The 19,195-nt window shown below is 37.1% G+C and carries 17 protein-coding genes; 5 read left to right on the top strand and 12 right to left on the bottom strand.

What is annotated here, in order from left to right; genetic code table 11:
• Positions 1–42: 42 nt before the first annotated feature.
• Entirely contained in the window at positions 43–795 is a 753-nt protein-coding gene (locus tag H4J76_RS13830; protein ID WP_182230814.1) for an ABC transporter substrate-binding protein, read from the bottom strand.
• A 347-nt stretch (positions 796–1,142) separates the two neighbouring features.
• Between H4J76_RS13830 and hflX the strand changes: the two genes are divergently transcribed.
• Positions 1,143–2,495, top strand: a complete 1,353-nt coding sequence (gene hflX / locus H4J76_RS13835) for a GTPase HflX (protein ID WP_070374388.1) — start codon at positions 1,143–1,145, stop codon at positions 2,493–2,495.
• A gap of 170 nt (positions 2,496–2,665) precedes the next feature.
• Here hflX and H4J76_RS13840 read toward each other — a convergent pair whose 3' ends face one another.
• Positions 2,666–4,348 carry a DUF342 domain-containing protein gene (locus H4J76_RS13840; protein WP_182230815.1) on the bottom strand — a complete coding sequence of 561 codons (1,683 nt, stop codon included), beginning with the start codon at positions 4,346–4,348 and terminating at the stop codon, positions 2,666–2,668.
• 321 nt (positions 4,349–4,669) lie between these two features.
• Here H4J76_RS13840 and H4J76_RS13845 point away from each other — a divergent pair, with 321 nt between their 5' ends.
• Positions 4,670–5,893: an EAL and HDOD domain-containing protein gene (locus H4J76_RS13845; protein WP_182230816.1), complete on the top strand. Its 1,224-nt coding sequence runs from the start codon at positions 4,670–4,672 to the stop codon at positions 5,891–5,893.
• A 501-nt stretch (positions 5,894–6,394) separates the two neighbouring features.
• Here H4J76_RS13845 and H4J76_RS13850 read toward each other — a convergent pair.
• A complete protein-coding gene (locus tag H4J76_RS13850; protein WP_182230817.1) occupies positions 6,395–7,651 on the bottom strand; it encodes a Y-family DNA polymerase in 1,257 nt (418 codons plus the stop codon).
• Positions 7,639–8,052 (bottom strand): LexA family transcriptional regulator, encoded by a 414-nt coding sequence (locus H4J76_RS13855; RefSeq protein WP_146801079.1) that lies wholly within the window; start codon positions 8,050–8,052, stop codon positions 7,639–7,641. The genes H4J76_RS13850 and H4J76_RS13855 overlap by 13 nt, the downstream gene beginning before the upstream one ends.
• Before the next feature lie 151 nt (positions 8,053–8,203).
• Here H4J76_RS13855 and H4J76_RS13860 point away from each other — a divergent pair, with 151 nt between their 5' ends.
• Together H4J76_RS13860 and H4J76_RS13865 are read left to right on the top strand one after the other, a co-directional pair.
• Complete coding sequence (locus H4J76_RS13860) at positions 8,204–8,818, top strand: PolC-type DNA polymerase III (RefSeq protein ID WP_182230818.1); 615 nt, start codon at positions 8,204–8,206, stop codon at positions 8,816–8,818.
• 166 nt (positions 8,819–8,984) lie between these two features.
• On the top strand, positions 8,985–9,986 hold the full coding sequence (locus H4J76_RS13865) for an endonuclease/exonuclease/phosphatase family protein (RefSeq protein ID WP_259367749.1): 1,002 nt from the start codon (positions 8,985–8,987) through the stop codon (positions 9,984–9,986).
• Positions 9,987–10,049: 63 nt separating this feature from the next.
• Here the strand turns inward: H4J76_RS13865 and H4J76_RS13870 are convergent, their stop codons facing one another.
• From H4J76_RS13870 to ubiG, 7 genes are all read right to left on the bottom strand, one after another.
• Positions 10,050–11,249 (bottom strand): ice-binding family protein, encoded by a 1,200-nt coding sequence (locus tag H4J76_RS13870; protein WP_259367748.1) that lies wholly within the window; start codon positions 11,247–11,249, stop codon positions 10,050–10,052.
• 381 nt (positions 11,250–11,630) lie between these two features.
• Entirely contained in the window at positions 11,631–11,801 is a 171-nt protein-coding gene (locus tag H4J76_RS20300) for a PEP-CTERM sorting domain-containing protein (RefSeq protein WP_182230846.1), read from the bottom strand.
• Positions 11,798–11,980 (bottom strand): PEP-CTERM sorting domain-containing protein, encoded by a 183-nt coding sequence (locus H4J76_RS20305; protein ID WP_182230847.1) that lies wholly within the window; start codon positions 11,978–11,980, stop codon positions 11,798–11,800. The genes H4J76_RS20300 and H4J76_RS20305 overlap by 4 nt, the downstream gene beginning before the upstream one ends.
• Entirely contained in the window at positions 11,977–13,128 is a 1,152-nt protein-coding gene (locus tag H4J76_RS13885) for an ice-binding family protein (protein ID WP_182230820.1), read from the bottom strand. Before H4J76_RS13885 ends, H4J76_RS20305 begins: the two co-directional genes overlap by 4 nt.
• Before the next feature lie 167 nt (positions 13,129–13,295).
• Positions 13,296–16,121, bottom strand: a complete 2,826-nt coding sequence (prsT, locus tag H4J76_RS13890) for an XrtA/PEP-CTERM system TPR-repeat protein PrsT (RefSeq protein ID WP_182230821.1) — start codon at positions 16,119–16,121, stop codon at positions 13,296–13,298.
• A 396-nt stretch (positions 16,122–16,517) separates the two neighbouring features.
• Positions 16,518–17,270 carry an ABC transporter substrate-binding protein gene (locus H4J76_RS13895; RefSeq protein WP_182230822.1) on the bottom strand — a complete coding sequence of 251 codons (753 nt, stop codon included), beginning with the start codon at positions 17,268–17,270 and terminating at the stop codon, positions 16,518–16,520.
• Positions 17,271–17,620: 350 nt separating this feature from the next.
• The gene (ubiG, locus tag H4J76_RS13900) at positions 17,621–18,454 is read right to left on the bottom strand and encodes a bifunctional 2-polyprenyl-6-hydroxyphenol methylase/3-demethylubiquinol 3-O-methyltransferase UbiG (protein WP_310734076.1); all 834 of its coding nucleotides are present in this window, start codon (positions 18,452–18,454) and stop codon (positions 17,621–17,623) included.
• 11 nt (positions 18,455–18,465) lie between these two features.
• Between ubiG and H4J76_RS13905 the strand changes: the two genes are divergently transcribed.
• Positions 18,466–18,828, top strand: coding sequence for a DUF2237 family protein (locus H4J76_RS13905; protein WP_182169595.1), 363 nt, complete (start codon positions 18,466–18,468; stop codon positions 18,826–18,828).
• 106 nt (positions 18,829–18,934) lie between these two features.
• Here H4J76_RS13905 and H4J76_RS13910 read toward each other — a convergent pair whose 3' ends face one another.
• The gene (locus tag H4J76_RS13910) at positions 18,935–19,183 is read right to left on the bottom strand and encodes a hypothetical protein (protein WP_182222325.1); all 249 of its coding nucleotides are present in this window, start codon (positions 19,181–19,183) and stop codon (positions 18,935–18,937) included.
• Positions 19,184–19,195 lie beyond the last annotated feature (12 nt).

Raw genomic sequence — 19,195 nt, forward strand, 5'->3', positions numbered from 1 at the left:
AATATAAAGCATTGTTATTGAGTCATCATAAGTCCCTGCAACTTACTTTTGCATTTCATGGCTTGCATAAATTTTTTCTATTGAGCCATTTTGTTTTAATTCTTTGATCACTTTATTTACCGCATCTTTTAGTGACTTGTCTTTAAAAGCCATATTCGAGTAGGTAAAGGGCCATAAATAATGTACGGTAAAATTGTTACGGGCTATGCTCGCTTCATCACTATAATATTTATTATTCAAATCATACCAAAATACGTTGATATCACCGACTCTAATCACATTTTCTCCAGAAAGCATCAGTTGAGTGGTCTCTTTAGGGTGGGCATGCTCTGAATATTTTGTATTTTCTTTTGCTATATTCTTAAATTTTTCACCAAGCAGCTCTGTAGCTCCTTGGTATGCGGCAATAGACTTTCCTTGCAAGTCACTTATATTATTAATAATTAACTGAGCTGACTTTTTCGAAACTGCTACATCTCTAAAGCGAAACACTGGCTCTGATAAGTAGGCTTTTACTTTTGAACTGGGAAAAATATTAGAAGCAACATCAATTGACTTACCATAGTTAATTTCATGTAAGATCCGGTTATTACTCATGGGGATGTATTGCACTTTATATTGTGGCAGCTTTTTGAATATTTCATCAATGATTTCAACAAATAAGCCTTGTGTGCCTTTTTCAATAAAATAAGGAGGAAAGTTACCTACACCCACTTTTATGACTTGCTGCGCCGTTGACACCGTTGAGAATAAAAGTAGATAGGTAAAAAGTAGGCCGCTTAATATTTTTGACATGAATATAACACCACAACTAATTGTTCATTGATTAAGAGTGTAGTTAAATAATAGTAAATAAGGTAATTTAAATCTGTTGATATTATTAATCTTTTATTAATAGATTACAGCAAGTTTTAGGCTTTTAGTTGGCGGTGAATCATAATCGCGTGCATCATACTAAGCCGCGTTTATTCTCTTAATCGCGGGATCTGCTACCGACATCATTCAGTGATTTCTTATCAACTAAAATAAACTCGCTATTTAGTCTGCCATTGCCCTATAAAGCTTAGCTATAACAGCGTAGGATAACACTACTTTAGATAAAAACTTAGGTTTGCACTTCAGGTGCACTAACATAAATAATTATGCAACTAACAGCAAAAGCATCACTTACTAACGCTTTACTTATTTCTATTTGCACACCGCACTTTAAAGGTGATGAAGCAACAGAATCACTTGCAGAGCTTGCGCGCTTAGTGACAACACTTGGCTTCAAAGTGGTTGGCACTCAATCTCAAAAGCAGAGTTCGACTAAGAAAGTTAATGTACTGGGCTTGGGGAAATTAGCTGAAATAGCTCACCTTACGGGTAACCAGGGTGTCGTTGAAGGCTTAGATGACGCTGATGATTTACTCGATGAAACTGACATTTCTGCTGTGCCTTCAGATATCCCATCAGAAAACCTGCCTTTTGGTTGTGCAGATGTCGTGGTCTTCGATTGTGACTTAAGTCCATCTCAACTGCGTAACGTCGAAAATCAGTTAGGCGTAGAGGTGTTTGATCGCACCGGTATTATTATTGAAATATTTAGTCGTCATGCGCGTACTAAAACAGCAAAACTACAAGTTGAAATTGCTCGTCTTAATTATGTAGCACCACGACTTCGTGAAACATCATGTGGTGATAAAGAACGTCAGATGGGTAAAGGTGCAGGTGAAACAACGCTTGAACTTAACCGCCGAGCAGTACGCGACCAATTAGCCGACCTTAAACGCGAATTGGTCAGTGTTCAACATGAAATGAAAGGCCGACGTACTCAACGTTCTGAGCTTTTTTGTGTGGCATTGGTGGGATATACCAATGCGGGTAAATCATCAATGATGCGAGCGATTACCGGTAGTGATGTTGTTGGCGAAAACAAACTTTTTGCAACACTTGATACCACAGTTCGTGCACTATACCCAGCCACACAACCACGGATATTAGTGTCAGACACGGTTGGATTTATTAAAAAGTTGCCGCACGATTTGGTTGCCTCATTCCATTCAACCTTAGCCGAAGCTCATGATGCTTCGTTACTCTTATATGTGGTTGATGCTTCGGATGCTTCCTTTCGTTCACAACTCGATGTTGTGCACGAAGTACTGGCAGAAGTCGGTGTTGAAGACAGTAAGAAATTACTGGTACTCAACAAATCTGATCAACTTAGTATTGAGCAACAACAAGCACTGATGGAAGAGTTTCCTGATGCTATGATCACCTCTACTCGAAATCCTCTTGATATCACTAAGCTGCATAAATATATTGTTAACGCAGCGCAGGACGATATGATTGAAGATGAGATTATTATTCCTTATACCGCTAAAGGTATCATAGGTGAAATTCGATCGAGCATGAGTGTTACCAAGGAAGACTATGAGTATAGTCACATTAAACTTACAGTACGCTCAAACGCGATTGATTTAGAGAGATTAAAAAAGCGCATGCAGAACTTATAAAGTGATGGCTGTGCTGTTCATTAATTTGAGCAATGTCTGTGGTGAACCCGGTGATTTATTGCTGAGTCATTAATGTTCTAGGATTATACATGGATAAATATTTAAAAATCTAAGGTTTCTCTAGTGAATCAGTATGGTGTTCGAAGGTTAATTCATTTAAGTTATTTCAATTAATTAACTATTGGCTCTATACTGATTTTATTTTCAAGCCACTTTATCTGTGTGGCTTCATGGTCACGCTTAAAAGCATAGTTTTTATTGGCGACTTCAATATTTACACCCGAAAGTATTGACTGATAAGCTGTTAGCTCAAAAATCGCTAAATGCTCATTGATATTATTCGCTTTTTCTAGCCATTCTTTATTGAGTTTACCTAACAAGTATAAGTGCTGCTTTAATGCATGGGTAATACGATTTATCTGTTTAGTATTTTCGTTATCTAGGTCGTTAGCCTTTCGTAATAATTTATATATTCTAGGTAAGCGCCTAATTATTTTATAGTTTGCTTCGTCTGCACTTATTCTTAATTCTTCGACAGTTTTGGGCCAATAATTGAAATTTAAATAGGTCATTGCGCCACAAGCTGAACCAAGAGTGCCTATATGAACGGAACCTCCTGTGAGTACATGGCTACCAAACAACTTTCCATCCGCTTTGTCATTAGCGATATTACCCACCCATAAATCACCTTCAACTGTAATGTGGCTATGAGAAATATATTGTGTAATGTTAATATCTTTTTTACAAAAAAAATCGACATATTGTGCAAACTGCGCGCTAATATCTCCATCTGCTTTGATCACTGTACTGTTTTTTAACTTATTTTTGTCTGATATTTGTCGACCAATAATGCCCAGTGCAATCGATATATTGCCGCCTGCAGAAATTGAAGCGGTTTCAACTAACCCACCAATGACGATGTCTTCAGTTGCGGATAATTGCATACCTTCACAAACATTGCCTTGCACATAAATAGAGCCATCAAAACGAATGTTTCCGGTGCCAACATCTATATTTTCAATTTCCAGTAACTTATGCACAGCGACACTATTATCTAAATACTTGGGCATACCATCAATAGCAGCAACAAGAATGTTGTTGTTTTCATCTAAAAAAGACGAACCTTCAGACTCCTCTAAAAAACATGTTTCACCTGATACTGCATCTATAGCCGCTCCGGTTACATCAAAGCCTTTAATACCATCGGTTGGTGGTATTAGCTTAGCTAATTTTTTACCTGCTTTTACATGAATTAAATTACCTAATTCACGCATATCTACATTGCCATTTTCGAGCTTCTTAGGACACATAATTTGCTCTGCGGGGTTATCGACTAAATATTTTACGTAACCATCCTTTCCATTTCTGCTCATTTTACCTTTTGCTATTTCGGTAGATATACTTTTACCTCCTTGAAGTAACTGCCCCTCTTTTACAATATTGATGATGTTTTCTTTAATGATACCCTTGGTTATATTGTTTTCTTTTAATACATTAATAACATCAGTATTTTCAATGGTTTTACCACCATAAGCTGCGGTAAATTCTAATGTAGCTAACATATTTTCAGGCCCCAACGTGACCTTTAAATTCGCATCAACAGCATTTGCTATGATTGAACTTATACCTGTCGTCGCTTTTGATTCATCACTCTCATCACTCTCATCACTTTTAGCCACTTCTGCTAGTAGTAACTCCATCGCCCCGTCAATCAGTAAAAAAGTAGAATATGTAGATAATTTGAATGTTGTTTGTAGTTTTTTTAAGTTAGCTTTTGGCTGTCCTTTAACAGGCGTGATGGTCATTAATAAATCTTTATCTTCGTTTTGAAGTGTTAATTTTATATCACACATATATTCTTCATTGATTTGTCTGCATTAATATCAACTTTATCATTTAAATTGAGGTTAATTGCTAATAAATAAGGTGTTTACGGCTACTGCTGTAATATTGTTTATTATTTGAATACTAATAAATTCAGCCTGTTCACTGAATTGACAAGATTAAAGTTTATCGACTCGTTTTAATCTTTCAATGCGTGTTTTTTAGTCTGCTGTCACTGTACACCTAACTAACCATACGTTGATAGGTTTTATTATGTTTTATAAGTATTTACATAGATTTTCTAGGAAGAGCAACTACTATTAAAGGACGAAATCTCATAGGTTTGATTAATGGAAATAGTATTAAACACTTTCATCGCAAGGCAAGCGATTTTAGATATAAATCTTAAAACTATCGGTTATGAATTACTCTTTAGAGACAGTTTAGAGAATGTATTTAATGGGGATTCTCCAGAAAAAGCAACCTCAAAAGTTATACTTCAAAACCATATATTGGGTGATTTAGCCGATGTTTGCCTTGGAAAATTGGCCTTTATTAATTTTGATGAGTTTACCTTATTACAAAAATCGCCTTTGCTCTTTAACCCAAAAAATATCGTGGTTGAAATTATTGAAACAGTTAACATCTCTGATGAACTCGTTTTCAATGTTGCTCAACTTCATAAAAAGGGTTATGTCATTGCGTTGGATAATTATAATTTCGAAAGTAAATGGGAAGTGTTTTTTCCATATATCTCTATTATTAAAGTTGACATTGAACAGGTTACTTTCACTCAAATAGAAGGGCTGAAAAAACGCCTATTATCAACTAATAGTCATATAAAAATAATTGCTGAACGCATTGAAACGAATCAGCAGTACCAACAATTTAAAGCGCTAGCTATAGACTATTATCAAGGCTACTTTTTTCACAAACCCGAGATAAAGTCCGGCACGTCTATATCTCCTCTAAAAATTAATTTAATTCAACTTTTTTTAGAAGCTTACAAACCACACTTAGACTTCAACCAACTGACTGAAATTATTAGCCGTGATGTAACGTTAGTGAGCGGTATATTAAAGTTGGTAAACAGTGCCGCAGAGTGTGGCAATATTGAAATCACTTCTATTAAGCAAGCTATTACCTACTTAGGAACAGATAAAATAAAGCCGTATGTTGCAATTATATCAATGTCAGCATTATCATCTGAAAGTTCACCAGAACTTTTTATCGAGTCTTTAGTACGCGCTAAAATGATGGAACTCATAACGAAAGAAAAATCATTCAGTCACCTTAATGAAAAAGCTTTTCTAACCGGAATATTGAGTAATTTAGATGCCATATTAAATTTACCCATGGCAGATATTGTAAAGAGTTTTCTTTTTTCATCTGATATCAAACTGGCGTTATCTGAGCAACAAGGTGAATTGTCAGAACTATTAACATTGGCTAAGCATTATGAAGTATCAACGAGTAAGCGTGTTACTCGTTGTATTGGCAGTAATAAAATTTCTGAAACTAGACTGTTAAATTGTTATTACGACGCATTAAAGTGGGGGATGAACATCTTTTAAGGTGGTAGCCCTTTGACATTTTATATCACTAGCAACTTTATCCTTAAATATTATGAGTTCAAGGTTACAGTGGCTAAACTTACGAATAACACTAACAACTAATTTTGAGAATGTCTTGCCAGTTACTCGTGGTTACCTTTGTGTTGTTGGCTTAAAAAGTGTTTTTCATTTGCCTAGCAGCTAATTTTGGGGATGTATTGCCAGTTACTCGTGGTTACCTTTGTGTTGTTGGCTTAAAAAGTGTTTTTCATTTGCCTAGCAACTAATTTTGGGGATGTCTTGCCAGTTACTCGTGGTTACCTTTGTGTTGTTGGTTTTAAAGTGTTTTTCATTTGCCTAGCAGCTAATTTTGGGGATGTCTTGCCAGTTACTCGTGGTTACCTTTGTGTTGTTGGCTTAAAAGTGTTTTTTCATTTGCCTAGCAGCTAATTTTGGGAATGTCTTGCCAGTTACTTGTGGTTACTCTTGTGTTGTTGACTTAAAAAGTGTTTTTTCATTTGTTTAGCAACTAATTTTGGGTATGTCTCGCCAGTTACTTGTGTACTGTGGACTTAAAAAGTGCCGTTTCATTTGCCAGGAGTCTGATTTTCCCTCTGCGCCCAAGGTCAATGTCCCCTTACCGTAACGACTATTAATACTATCAAGACAATTCATTAGTATTGGGTTTGAATGATCAGATAAAAATAAATCAGCTTGTTGATGTTGTCTGCTTTCCAAGGCGATTGCACCGACACCACAACGATAAAAATGCACACCGGGTATAAATATTTCAGCGAGTATTAAGCTGACCGCTGTAGCAATATCACAACTATTATCTGTTGCTAAAGGAAAAGTATAAACCATTGTTTGTTTATAATAATTTTCATCATGGGGGGAGCTTGAAGCGAACACGAGCAGTTTTTTGATAAGTGAAGACTGACGCCTTACTTTTTTAGCGACTATCGTACTATGGGTGATTAAGGCTGCTTGTAATGTATGTATATCTACAATACGTTGACCAAAACTACGTGTAGAGAATATTTCCCGTTTAGGTGCTTTTACATCATCCCAGCTTAAACAGCTAATCCCCTTTAATTCGTTAACCGTACGTTCAGTGATAACACTAAATTGCTTGCGCATAATTTTAGGGCACTGCATTGATAATTGATGAGCTGTGCTAATATTTTGCTGTTTTAGTCGCTGAGATATTTTATTACCAATCCCCCAAACCTCATTTACCGCCATTTTTTCTAATATTTCTTTCGCACTTTGCGCGTTATCAATAATGGCAACACCCTGGTAACCGTCAAGTTTTTTAGCTGCATGATTTGCTGCTTTAGCTAAGGTTGATGTTGTGCCAAAGCCAACTCCCACCGGTAACCGGGTTTCTTTCCAAATAGCACGTCTTATTTCATGGCCGTATTGGTGCCAATCTTTAATAACGCCACTATATTTTTTAAAATGTAAAAATGACTCATCAATTGAGTAAATATATTGGTCATCACAATACCTAGCAATAACATTCATCATTCTTTCACTTAAGTCAGCATATAGCTCGTAGTTGGAAGAGCGTACCACTACACCATGCTTATGTAGTAAGTCCTTTATCTGAAAATAGGGGGTGAATTTTGGAATACCCAGCCGTCGAGCAATAGGACAAACAGCACAAATGCAGCCGTCGTTATTCGTTAAAACAACAACGGGCTTGTTTCTTATGCTCGGGTCGAAGACTTTTTCTGCGCTGGCATAAAAAGATACTGCATCAACTAATGCATACATGCGGTTAATTCAGGAGCTTGATGATGGAGTCGAATAGAGCGAGTAACAATACCTTCTAATTGAAAGTCGTCTTCGGGCTTGATGCTAACTGGCGCAAAATCTTTAGACGCTGATAACAGCCGAGCTTGCTTTTTATCAATCAACTTACAGACAAAGCAGCCATTGTAATTTGCCACGATGACATCACCATTTCTGGCGGTGAGTGAGCGATCAACGATAAGTAAATCACCATCAAAAATGCCCACACCCTGCATGGACTCACCAGATGCTTGGCCAATAAATGTGGCATTAGGATGCCTAATAAGAAGTTTATCTAATGATAACCCCAGTTCTTTATATTCGGCTGCGGGTGATTCAAACCCTGAAATACCTGCTTCAATGTAAATAGGAATAACTTTCATTACTTAAATCTCACCTGTGTTTTTATACAGTATAGTTTCTAAGTTGATTATTGAACAGAATAATTTAACATTGCTTACGAGTAATGATTACTTTCATTTTGAAATATAGCCGTTAAAATCAGCGCTGCATAAATTTATAGGGTTAACTTAGATGCATGAAAATGCCAATTCGTTAGTGGTACTTGATTTTGAAACCACAGGACTATCACCCAATCAAGGTGATAGAGCGATAGAGATAGGTGCGGTTAGAATTGTAGACGGTAAGGTTACCGATAAATTTCAATCATTAATGAATCCTGGTTTTAGGATCAGTGGTTTTATTGAGCAATACACCGGAATATCTAATCAGATGCTTGCTAAGGTCGGCTCTTGTGGTGAAGTGATGGCAGAATTTGCCGATTTTCTGGGTGATGATAATTTACTTGCCCATAATGCTTCCTTTGATCAAAAATTCTTGGACGCTGAGCTTAATAATATTAATCGAAAATACTTTGGGCAATTTATTTGTTCATTACTTGTCTCTCGCAGAATCAATATAGATGCACCTAATCATAAATTAGGTACGCTTATTCGTTATAAAAATATTCCATCTGATGGGGCTTTTCATCGGGCGTTATTTGATGCTGAGATGACGGCAAAATTGTGGTTGTTGATGCTTGATGATATTGAAGAAAAAATTAACCACGAGTTTGTACCTTTTGCATTAATACAGAAGTTATCAAAGACAGCAAAAAGTGACGTAAGTAAGCTGTTAACTAAATGGTAATTTATCTTGTTGGTTTTTAATTTTTTATCTCAGGTATACTCACAGTTCAACGTTTATTAGAGTTAACATTATCGACTATCCAGATAAAAAAGCCCCAGAAGAAATAGATCCCATACTGCCTTCTATAGCTGTATCAAATTTACAGCTTAAAATAGCTACCTTTAATTTGTTTAATTACCTTGAACCGCCCAATGCTTTCTATGAATTTGAACGAATTTATAGTGCTGAGCAGTGGCGTAAAAAGCAACATTGGATTGCTGAATATTTACGTGAATATCAACCTGACATTATTGGCTTCCAAGAAGTCTTTAGTCCTGAGTCTCTAGAGCAATTAGTTGCAGAGCAGGGCTATTGTTATTTTGCCGTGGTTGATGAACCTCAAGTGATAGATGATTTTATTTACAAACGTCCTGTTGTTGCCATAGCATCTCGTTACCCTATTGTTGAAGTTGCTGCGGTAAAAGCAAACACTGAGCTTGCACTATCATTAGGTTTAACTGATAAATTCTCTTTTAGCCGAAAAGTGTTAAGGGCAACAGTTGATGTGCCTCATATGGGTAACTGTGATTGTTATGTTGTGCACTTTAAATCTAAGCGCTCTATGATTGAAGTCGATGATAAAAATATAAGTCGCACGCCAGAGCAAACCATTATTGAAAGCCTAAAAGCACAAGTGGCAGGTGGTTGGGGCTCAACGATACAACGTGGCAGTGAAGCGGCGTTATTAATGATTGAAATAATAGCGCGGCGTGAGACTACCGGTCAGCCAATGGTATTAATGGGCGACTTCAATAATACCTTAACTGATGGTGTGCTAAGTCATCTACTGACTAACACCCTACGCTTTGTTTCGGCCATTGACCGTGATGCCTATCTTGCTAAATATTGCTTGCAAGATGCTTGGGATTTATTTCAAGTTGCAGTGAAAAATGAAACTCATCAAGAGGAAAAAATACAGCGCACTCCGACACATTATTTTGGTGCGAGCAGCTCAGTACTTGATTATATATTATTATCATGTGATTTTGACGCTAGTTATCACGATAGTCTTTATCAGGTCAGTGCGTACGACACCTATGATCGACATTTAATTAATCCTATCTTTGAACGAGATGGCGAAAGTACCGATCACGGTATTGCCTTGGTTACACTAACGTTAAGATCATAAATTAATCAAAGACCCAAATAAAAAAGGCTCCCAAAGGAGCCTTTTTTATTGGTGATACTGAATTTACGTTTTTTTACGTTGCGCTTTAATTGCCAAACCGAAAAGTGCTAGAGCGAATAACCACAGTGTTGCAGGCTCGGGAACTTGAGTGACGGCAATGCTATCTGCAGAAGCTCTGGACTCGCCATTGGTACAATCTTTTTTACCAATAACAGTATCAGCACCAAATTCAATAAAATTACTTGCTGAATAAGCGCCGCCACAATCATCGCCTATGCCCGCTATCATTGAATCAGCACCTGTTTGAACAAAACCTCTAGCAAAAATATAACCTCTAGCCTCAGCGCCGGCGCCGAGTTGTGTGTAACCTGCTGAGCCGGTTTTATCGCCAAGAACATTCCAGATAATAGTGCTGTTATCGGTAACATCTTTCAATATCACTGTTGAGTTTGCAGAGAAGGTCAGATAGTTGGCGATATTAAAAATCCAAGAGCCATCGATACCTTTACCATCAAGCGTTAAGGTTTTACCTATCGCGATGGTTAAATAATTTATTGTGCTGTAAATACCCGCTTCAAGTGTTTCGTCGTTGGTGCCAAAAGTGGTGGATACAAGTTCTGTTCCTGTACCCATGTCTTTTATATCTTGTTGCACAGACGTAATAAGCACTTCCTGACTATCAACGATGGTGGGCAGTGCAACCATTTTCAAAGAATTAGCAGTAAGCGCGCCAACGATTTCAACACTTGCACCAATAGTGGTGGTGGTTCCAGCATCAACATCGCCCCCGAAAAGTGAGCCTGCACCAACGGTTACTGTGCTGCCAGCCAAAACATCGCCGCCAACCTCAACGGTTGCCGCTATGGTTACTGTTGTGCCAGCGCTTAGCTCGCCATCAACTTTTGCACTCGCACCAATAGTTGCTGTGGTACCTGCAATAATAGAGCCGTCGACAACAGCAGAAGCGCCTAGGGTAACGGTTGTTGTACTTTGAATATAGCCATCGACACCGGCAGCTGCGCCAAGTGTTACTGCGGTTCCAGCCTCAACGTTACCACCGACAATTGCATCAGCTGCTAGTGTTATCGCCGTAGCACTTTGGATATTGCCACCAATAGTTGTTCGTGCGCCCATGGTTATATAACCACTGGCATAAAGCGACTGGTTATTTAGTTCTGAGCCTAGCAAAGGTTGAAAACTCGCTTGTGCGTCAGACACAGCAAATAACACCACAATACAGAGGATTGAATTGATAAGTTTCAAATTAGACACCATTTCATATAGCTGAGCGTTCAGCATATAAAAAAACTTAATTTTTATAGAACAAAAAAACTTATTCCAAGAATTGTACAACTGTATAATAGCAGATAAGACGGTGTGTTGTTTGTTATTTGAATATTTATATCGTAAGTTATTGTAATTAAGTTCTTTTGTTTTTTATTACAAAGCAGGTGATATGTTCATAAGTTAACATAATACGTCAATAGGTTAACATGATGCACAAAAAGGTTAGCGAGATGTGATGCAGGCAGATCACAATTATAACTGTCTTGTTAAATAATGTAGTAAAACGAGCCATAGCCAAAATGCATAGTTAGCACAAATATAAAGGCCACTTAAGGGCTATTTTTAAATATTCAAAGGTTATCTGTGCTTTCTATTCACTATCATAGCTATGTCTAAACCTAATAACCAAATAGTGGCAGGCTCAGGTACGTCAACCGCCCCGCAACCTTGATGTCCAATGATACTGATTGTTGCAGCAAATGTGACGGTACTGCTTACTGAAAAAACACCACCACAACTCTCATTTATCTGTGCTTTCTATTCACTATCATAGCTATGTTTAAACCTGAACCTAAACCTAATAACCAAATAGTGGCAGGCTCAGGTACGTCAACTGCTCCGCAACCTTGATGTCCAATGATACTGATTGTTGCAGCAAATGCGACGGTACTGCTTACTGAAAAAACACCACCACAACTCTCATTTATCTGTGCTTTCTATTCACTATCATAAATATACCTAAACCTAATAACCAAATAGTGGCAGGCTCAGGTACGTCAACTGCTCCGCAACCTTGATGTCCAATGATACTATCTGCGGCAAATGTGACGGTACTGGTTGCTGAAAAAACACCACCACAACTGTCACCTATACCTGCTACTAAAGAAATAGCCCCGCCATCAATGGCTCCCTTAGAAAGAATATGACCTCTAACTTCTGCACCTGCCCCAAGTGATGTGAAGCCTGTTGTGCCTTCTCCCACTACGTTCCAAAGAATACTGCTGTTATCGGTGACGTTTAATAATACGACCTTGGAGTCAATGCCAAAGCTTAGATTCTTGGCGATGTTGAAAACCCAAGAGCCATCCATACCATTGCCATCTAAGGTGAGTGTTTTTCCTGCGGCAATAGTGAGATAATTAACAGAATTATAGACGCCAGCGACGAGTGACTCATCGTTGTCGCCAAAATCATCCCAATCTAGTTCTCCATCGGTTACCAATGCTTTTAGCTCGGCTTGCACCGTGGTAATTTGATTTTCTTTACTGGTAACGACAGGAGCAGGAGGTGGGGCTTTTGATGAGTCGCTGGTAGCTGGTCCACCATCAATAATAACATTAGCAGCAATGGTTGCGGTAGTTCCGGCATCAACATTTTGATGAATATGTGACCCCGCAGCTATGGTCACTGTACTTCCTGCTACAACATTCCCCATAACCTCTGCATTTTGCTCTAACGTTACTGTGCTTCCTGCTTCAATATTTCCATCAACATACACATTGGCGCCGAAGGTTGCTGTGGTACCCGTTTGAACCTTACCCATAACGTTTACATCGGCACCTAGCGTTGCGGTAGTGCTCGCTTCTATATAGCCAGCGACAATAACATTATCGCTTAGGGTTGCTGTAGAACCAGCCTCAATATTCCCACCAACTTGGCCATTGGCCGCTAATGTTATTGTAGTGAGGGCCTGCATATTACCATGAGTAATCACACCATCAGCCATTGTTATTGTACCGTTTGCATAGACTGATAGATCATTGAGATCTGAATCTAGCAGAGGGTGAAAACTTGCGTTTGCACTAGAAACTAAGATTATCATTAAGATAAAAAAGAGGTGAGTAAGGCGCTGCATAATAGACTCCATGTCATATATCTTAAAATTTCAGACGAAAAAACTTAATCCATAAGTTGTATACTTTACACAATATATAATAGGTGGGAGCAGGGCATTTGTACAATAAATGCACGTTTAATTGTAAATATAATTACCTTTAGTTGTTAAGTTGCTGTAAATTTTGTTTATTTTTTTTCTAATTTATCAAATAATTGTTGAGCCAATTGATGTTCTTCAAAATCATCAGGTAAAGCTATTAATTTAATTAATACTTTTTTTGCCTCATGGATACGTTGCAACTTTGCTAGGGCATAAGCAATATGGTATTGAATATCTGGGCTAGTGGAAGATAAGCTGAATGCCTGTCTTAAGTAAGATAGACCCAAATCTAACTCTTCAGATAAAACCAATGCCCAGCCAATAGTATCTATAATGGAAGGCATTCTAGGGTCAAGGTTCAAAGCTTGTTTAGCGGTTTCTATTGCCATAGTAAAGTTCTTATCTCTAATATAAATAGTCGCTAAATTATTCAGTGCTAACGCTCTTTTTGTTGGTGGTATATTATTTTTAAGCAGTATTTGATATTGTTTTTTTGCTTTTTCAAAGTGTTTATTTTCTAGCAAATGATCCGCCAACAAATGACGATGCAATAACAATTGAGGATATTCAGTGATAAGGTTATTTAATTCGGCAATAAATTTTTCTGACAAAGAGGCTGTTTTACTGATTTGATATAACTTACTTAAAGCCGTTAAATTAGTATGATCTTGCTTAACCGCCTTTAAGTATGAATTAAAAGCTTGAGGCTTATTATTGCCAGCATTATAAATATCGCCTTGTAAAATAGTAAGCTCGACATTGTCTTTAGGTATTCTTTGTTGAGTTTGTGCAAGTAACTCAATGGCTTCGTTAATTTTATTTAATTGAATTTTAATCTTAATAAGTTCAATAACAATGGGTAATGAATTAGGCGCAAATTTAAAGGCTTTTTCCCGGCTATACTCTGCGCCAGCAAAGTCTTCTACTTTTAGCTGTAGTCGACTTAGTTTCATTAATAGTGGCACATTTTCATCAACCAATCCCGCCAATATATCTAATTTACGTTGAGACTTTTTCGGTTGATCTAATGATAATAATACTTCAGCTTTTTTAAATAAAGCCTGAATGTTTAGTCTGTTATCCCGCAACATTTGGTCAATAACTAACAGTGCATCTTGCCATTGTTGTTCAGCAATATAAATATTCGTTAACTCAGTCAGTGCAACTGTCTTTACTGATGGTATTTTAGCTTGCTGCTCAAGCCCAGCAATAGCGGCCTCTTTATTACCAAGACGATATTCAACTTTGGCAAGTAATAATGCACTTTGATTATTATTTTTATTTTTATTTAGCACATCGCTCAATATCTTTCTTGCTAAGTCTAGTTTGCCAAGATTAAGTTGTAATAATGCATAACTGGTACTGATTTCACTATTTTGTGGCTGCTTTAAATACAATCTTTCTATAATTTTTTGGGCTTGGCTAAATTGTTGTAATTCAATCAATATTTGTGCAGTTATCAAATGATAGCTGACATTCTCTGGATAAGTATCGATTAATGGTGTTATATAATTTAAGCTTTTTTGGAAAGCTCCTACCCTTAATGACAACAGTGACAACGCGTATTGATAACTTTCACCCCCTTTGATATTTGCATCTTCTAATAAAGCAAGCGCTTGCTCAATACGGCCAGAGCCTTCTAGTACATTGGCTGAGAGAATCAACACCGCTTCATCTGTAGGGTAATCAACGCGCAGTTTTGATAAAACAAAATCAGCTTTATAATTTTGGTCAAATTTAAGATATAAACCAGCTAATATCAAGGCGTACTGTTTATTGAAGATCAGATCTTTCTCATTCTTTTCGAGTAATAATAAGGCATGTTTTGGTTCTTGCTGTTGCTGGTAAACATCAGCAAGCAGCATAATCTCACTCATTTCAGTTTGAGTAGAGCTTTGACTTAGATATCTTTTGAATTTACTTTCAGCTTGTATCCAATTTTCTTGAGCATAACTGCTCATGGCATCAAGCAATAATAATTGCGGCTGAGAAAGGAGATATGACTCATCAAGCTTAGATAATTGATTACTGAGTTCAACAAGCACTTTTTTTGATAATTCTACTTGGTTAAGCTCTTTTAAAATGAGAGCTTTCATAAATGTTGTTTGAGGGTCATTTTCTGCGGTCTCAAGTACTTTATCTGCAACCTGATTAGCCATGTTAAAGTTTTGAATATCGACATAACAGCCGATTAAAATTCGCAACGTTTCAATATTCTTCGGATTCAGTTCATTCGCTTTAGTTAGGTAGTTAATAGCATCATTAAATTGACCATCACTACGAGCAAGATGACCTTTTAATTGCCAGAGTATTTCGTTATTAGGCGCAATTTTGTTCGCTTTAGTAAGCAGTACCTTAGCTTTGATATTATTTTTTTGATAAATATAAACTGTTGCTAACCCTAATAATGCGTCAATATTATTGGCATACAGAGTAAGGATACTTTGGTAGGTTATTTTGGCGTTTTCTAGGTCATCTAAGCTAATATAAGCTCGTGCTTTTATTTGGTTATACGCTAACTCTCCTTCTTTTTTTAGCGTCATCTTACTGGCAAATGTTAAAGCTTGATCAAACTTACCTTGATTTAAAATGCTCTCACCAAGTGGAAAAACAATCAAATTATTATCAACACCTTGAGCAAGTAGATCATTGAGTTCTTGCTCAGCAGCAGGGTAAGAATTTTTATCTATTAAAACCTTAGCGAGTAATAATTTGGCCGGTAAATTACGTTCACTTTGCTGCAAAGCATTTTTTAAATGAATATAAGCTGTTTCAATCTTTCCTTGGTTATAAGCTTGAAGTGCGGCTTCATAATGGTTTTTTTCGCTGTTTGCTGCCATTGCCATATTTACCATTAACACAGCAGCTATTTGAATAAAGGAGATAATTAATTTCCGTATTTTTTTTATCATGACTTATGGCCTTTATTTTCTTCTAACAACATCTCAAACAACAATGTATTAAAAATAGAAATTTGAATTTTATGACTATTTAAGTCATCAGAAAAACATTAAGTGTTGGCTTTGAAAAATGAACCCGTATTAATTTGCTACGTGCTAATCTAACAATTAGCACGCCAACAGCTAAATTATAACCTTGCTGATTAAAGCTCTGTGGTGAAATAAACGATTACGGAGATTATGAACAATATCCTGTCGTTCATCTTTGTAAAAAGCTGGGCCTGATCACTAGGCCTAAAATTTGATAAACTATGTCTAAGTAATAAACTGCCATTCCTTGAGGCTTGATTTCAAGGACCTCATGGTTACTAGAGCAGAAATGGATTGGTTGAATAGCATTTATGCTACTTATAAACCCCACTTATCCATAATATTTTTATAGGTGCCATCGGCTTTTATTTGTTGTAATGCAGCAGATAAAATAGTCACTGTTTTATCTGCTGTTTTAAGTCCAGTCGCGATGAAAAGATCGCCAGGAAAGTCATGTAGTTCAATAAAAGGTTTAATGTCATCTTTGTTAAACCCAATACTCTTCATTTCTCTATCTACTGCAATAAAGTTTGTTAAAATAAAGTCTATTCGTTGTTCAAAGAGCATGCTCCACATATGTTTATAACTAACGGACAAATGTAAATTTTTTTGCTCTAGAAAGCCTATGTTTTTTAAATATTGCTCCGAGTGATAGCCACGGATTGTACCCACGACAAACGACTTTGCCTCTTCAATATTACTAATATTGATATCTTCGCGGTTGCGAAGACCCACCAAAAAAGCTTTGCTCTTAAATATTTGACCAACCCACTGGAAAAGATCTTTGCGGTCAGTACTCTTCATTAAAGAGAGCATAAAAATATCTTTATTATTTAAGGCTAAATCATAACTACGTGCAAAAGGTATAAACTCGATTTGAGCAGAAAGCTGAGTTTTAATCATTAAAGCTTCAATAACATCAACTAAAGCTCCAGCCGGTTTGTTATCTGCGCCCATAAAATGAAAGGGGGGTAAATCTTCTGTAACAAATCTCAGTTGCTGAGCATAACTTGCCCATGAGAATACAAACAATAATAGAGCAACAATCGCTTGCTTAACTATATTATTCATATCGGCTTTCTAGCCAATTTTGATTGAAGGAAAATTAAGATATTGATACTTACTCTATTGCACAGTGTTTACCTATTAGTATTGTATTAATAATAAAACGAGTGTTATTGCAAGGGAAGATTACGATTTTTTAGTAAATAAGGCAGCAGGTATCTGTCCAAACTTGGTGTTTTTGTATCATTAGGGGGCACTACCCTGTTGACCTGCTATTGACCTGCTATTGACCTGCTATTGAGCTTTGTATTGCTTAGCAGGGTGAATGTGTTGACACTTTTACATTTATTATCAGGTAATTGTTGGCTAAATAAATAAGCGACTGTCTATTTTTTATAGCCGATATTATCGAAAGGCTAACTGGTTGCTAGATGTTTATATAGTTGTACATAATTGACTTCTAAACTTGAGGTTGTACGCCAAGTTTTGGTTAGGAGACTGTAGGTCATGCCTATTTCTGTCACCAAGTGCATATGTGCTAGCGTCGCCATCGTGTTTAATTCAAGTGGTGTTACAAAGGCACGCCAGCTGTGTGTACCTATAGGTAAATAACGCATAATATATTCAGCGCCAAGAATGCCTACTAGGTAGGATTTAATCGTGCGATTTAGCGTTGCCATTACCACACAGCCACCCACTTTGCATAATTGGCTACACTGTTTTACCAAGTCTTTTTGGTTGGGAACATGCTCGATGACTTCCGCATTAATCACCACATCGTAGCGATGTTCATCGCTTATACTGGTATGTTGCGCATGTTCGTGGCGATACTCAATATCAAGTTGAGATTTGACCGCATGGCGTTTTGCTACTTCAATACTTACCTCACTCACGTCTATACCGACCACTGTGGCTCCGGCTTTTGCTAAAGGTTCGCAAACCAGACCTGCGCCGCAGCCAACATCTAAAATTTTTAATCCTTGCAGCGATGCTATATGATTAGGGTCGCGACCATAGAAGGCGCAAATTTCTGCAATAAAATACGCGACGCGTACTCGATTGAATTCGAGTGCCGTTTTGTATTGACCGTTTGGATCCCACCAACTTTCAGCGAACTTATTAAATTTAGCGATTTCTGCTGGACTAAAATTACCAGCTGGCGTGTGTTTAATGGTATTATTTTTCACTGGACTAAGCTTACTTTTGTCTAACATGGTAGGTATATCCATTTTATTTTTGTTAATTAACACAAGGCACCTTTATGGACAATCAACTGAATGTATTAGGTACAGATTTAGAGTTATGTTGTAGTAATACGGGCTATACCCGAAAAGGGTTTTGTTTTGTACCCGAAGTTGACTTTGGTAACCACAGTGTCTGCGCAATTATGACCGACGATTTTCTACAGTTCTCAAAATTACAAGGCAATGATCTGATCAGCCCTAATTCTCAATATAATTTTCCTGGCTTAAAAGCGGGTGATAAATGGTGTTTATGCGCTGTTCGCTGGTATCACGCTATTGCAGCCAATGTTGCTCCACCTATTGTGCTTGAGGCAACCAACCAAAAAGCACTAACAGTTGTCTCATTAGATGTTTTAAAGGCCCATGAATATCAGCGTTAAGGCGTTACTCTTGTTGATAAAATAACGAACAACACCGATACCACTGTTTAGGTCGAGTTAGCGACTTAATAATCAAGGTCGTATAGCAGAGATATTAATAACATCATTATAATTTTTTTATCTCTTGGCGAAGTGTGGTGTTGCTATCGGTGACGATTTTCTCCAGTACGATCACTCTTTCAACCAGTATAGCTAATTTCTCTTGTGTTGCTCTGGCGGTATGACTATTAGTTTCTTTTTGTAACGCTAATAATTGTTGATTGGCTGCTGATTTGTAACGAAAGTAATGGCGAACCAAGATAATTATTAATACCGGTGATGTCAGTGTTATCATGACTAAAAATAATTCAAACATAGCTAATTCCCT

Source organism: Colwellia sp. BRX9-1 (assembly GCF_014077195.1).
In the GTDB taxonomy this organism is placed as follows: domain Bacteria; phylum Pseudomonadota; class Gammaproteobacteria; order Enterobacterales; family Alteromonadaceae; genus Colwellia_A.

Excerpts from the sequence above, each read along its gene's own strand:
- H4J76_RS13830 (WP_182230814.1), bottom strand. The coding sequence starts at position 795 with ATGTCAAAAATATTAAGCGGCCTACTTTTTACCTATCTACTTTTATTC.
- hflX (WP_070374388.1), top strand. The coding sequence starts at position 1,143 with ATGCAACTAACAGCAAAAGCATCACTTACTAACGCTTTACTTATTTCT.
- H4J76_RS13840 (WP_182230815.1), bottom strand. The coding sequence starts at position 4,348 with ATGTGTGATATAAAATTAACACTTCAAAACGAAGATAAAGATTTATTA.
- H4J76_RS13845 (WP_182230816.1), top strand. The coding sequence starts at position 4,670 with ATGGAAATAGTATTAAACACTTTCATCGCAAGGCAAGCGATTTTAGAT.
- H4J76_RS13850 (WP_182230817.1), bottom strand. The coding sequence starts at position 7,651 with ATGTATGCATTAGTTGATGCAGTATCTTTTTATGCCAGCGCAGAAAAA.
- H4J76_RS13855 (WP_146801079.1), bottom strand. The coding sequence starts at position 8,052 with ATGAAAGTTATTCCTATTTACATTGAAGCAGGTATTTCAGGGTTTGAA.
- H4J76_RS13860 (WP_182230818.1), top strand. The coding sequence starts at position 8,204 with ATGCATGAAAATGCCAATTCGTTAGTGGTACTTGATTTTGAAACCACA.
- H4J76_RS13885 (WP_182230820.1), bottom strand. The coding sequence starts at position 13,128 with ATGCAGCGCCTTACTCACCTCTTTTTTATCTTAATGATAATCTTAGTT.
- prsT (WP_182230821.1), bottom strand. The coding sequence starts at position 16,121 with ATGATAAAAAAAATACGGAAATTAATTATCTCCTTTATTCAAATAGCT.
- H4J76_RS13895 (WP_182230822.1), bottom strand. The coding sequence starts at position 17,270 with ATGAATAATATAGTTAAGCAAGCGATTGTTGCTCTATTATTGTTTGTA.
- H4J76_RS13905 (WP_182169595.1), top strand. The coding sequence starts at position 18,466 with ATGGACAATCAACTGAATGTATTAGGTACAGATTTAGAGTTATGTTGT.
- H4J76_RS13910 (WP_182222325.1), bottom strand. The coding sequence starts at position 19,183 with ATGTTTGAATTATTTTTAGTCATGATAACACTGACATCACCGGTATTA.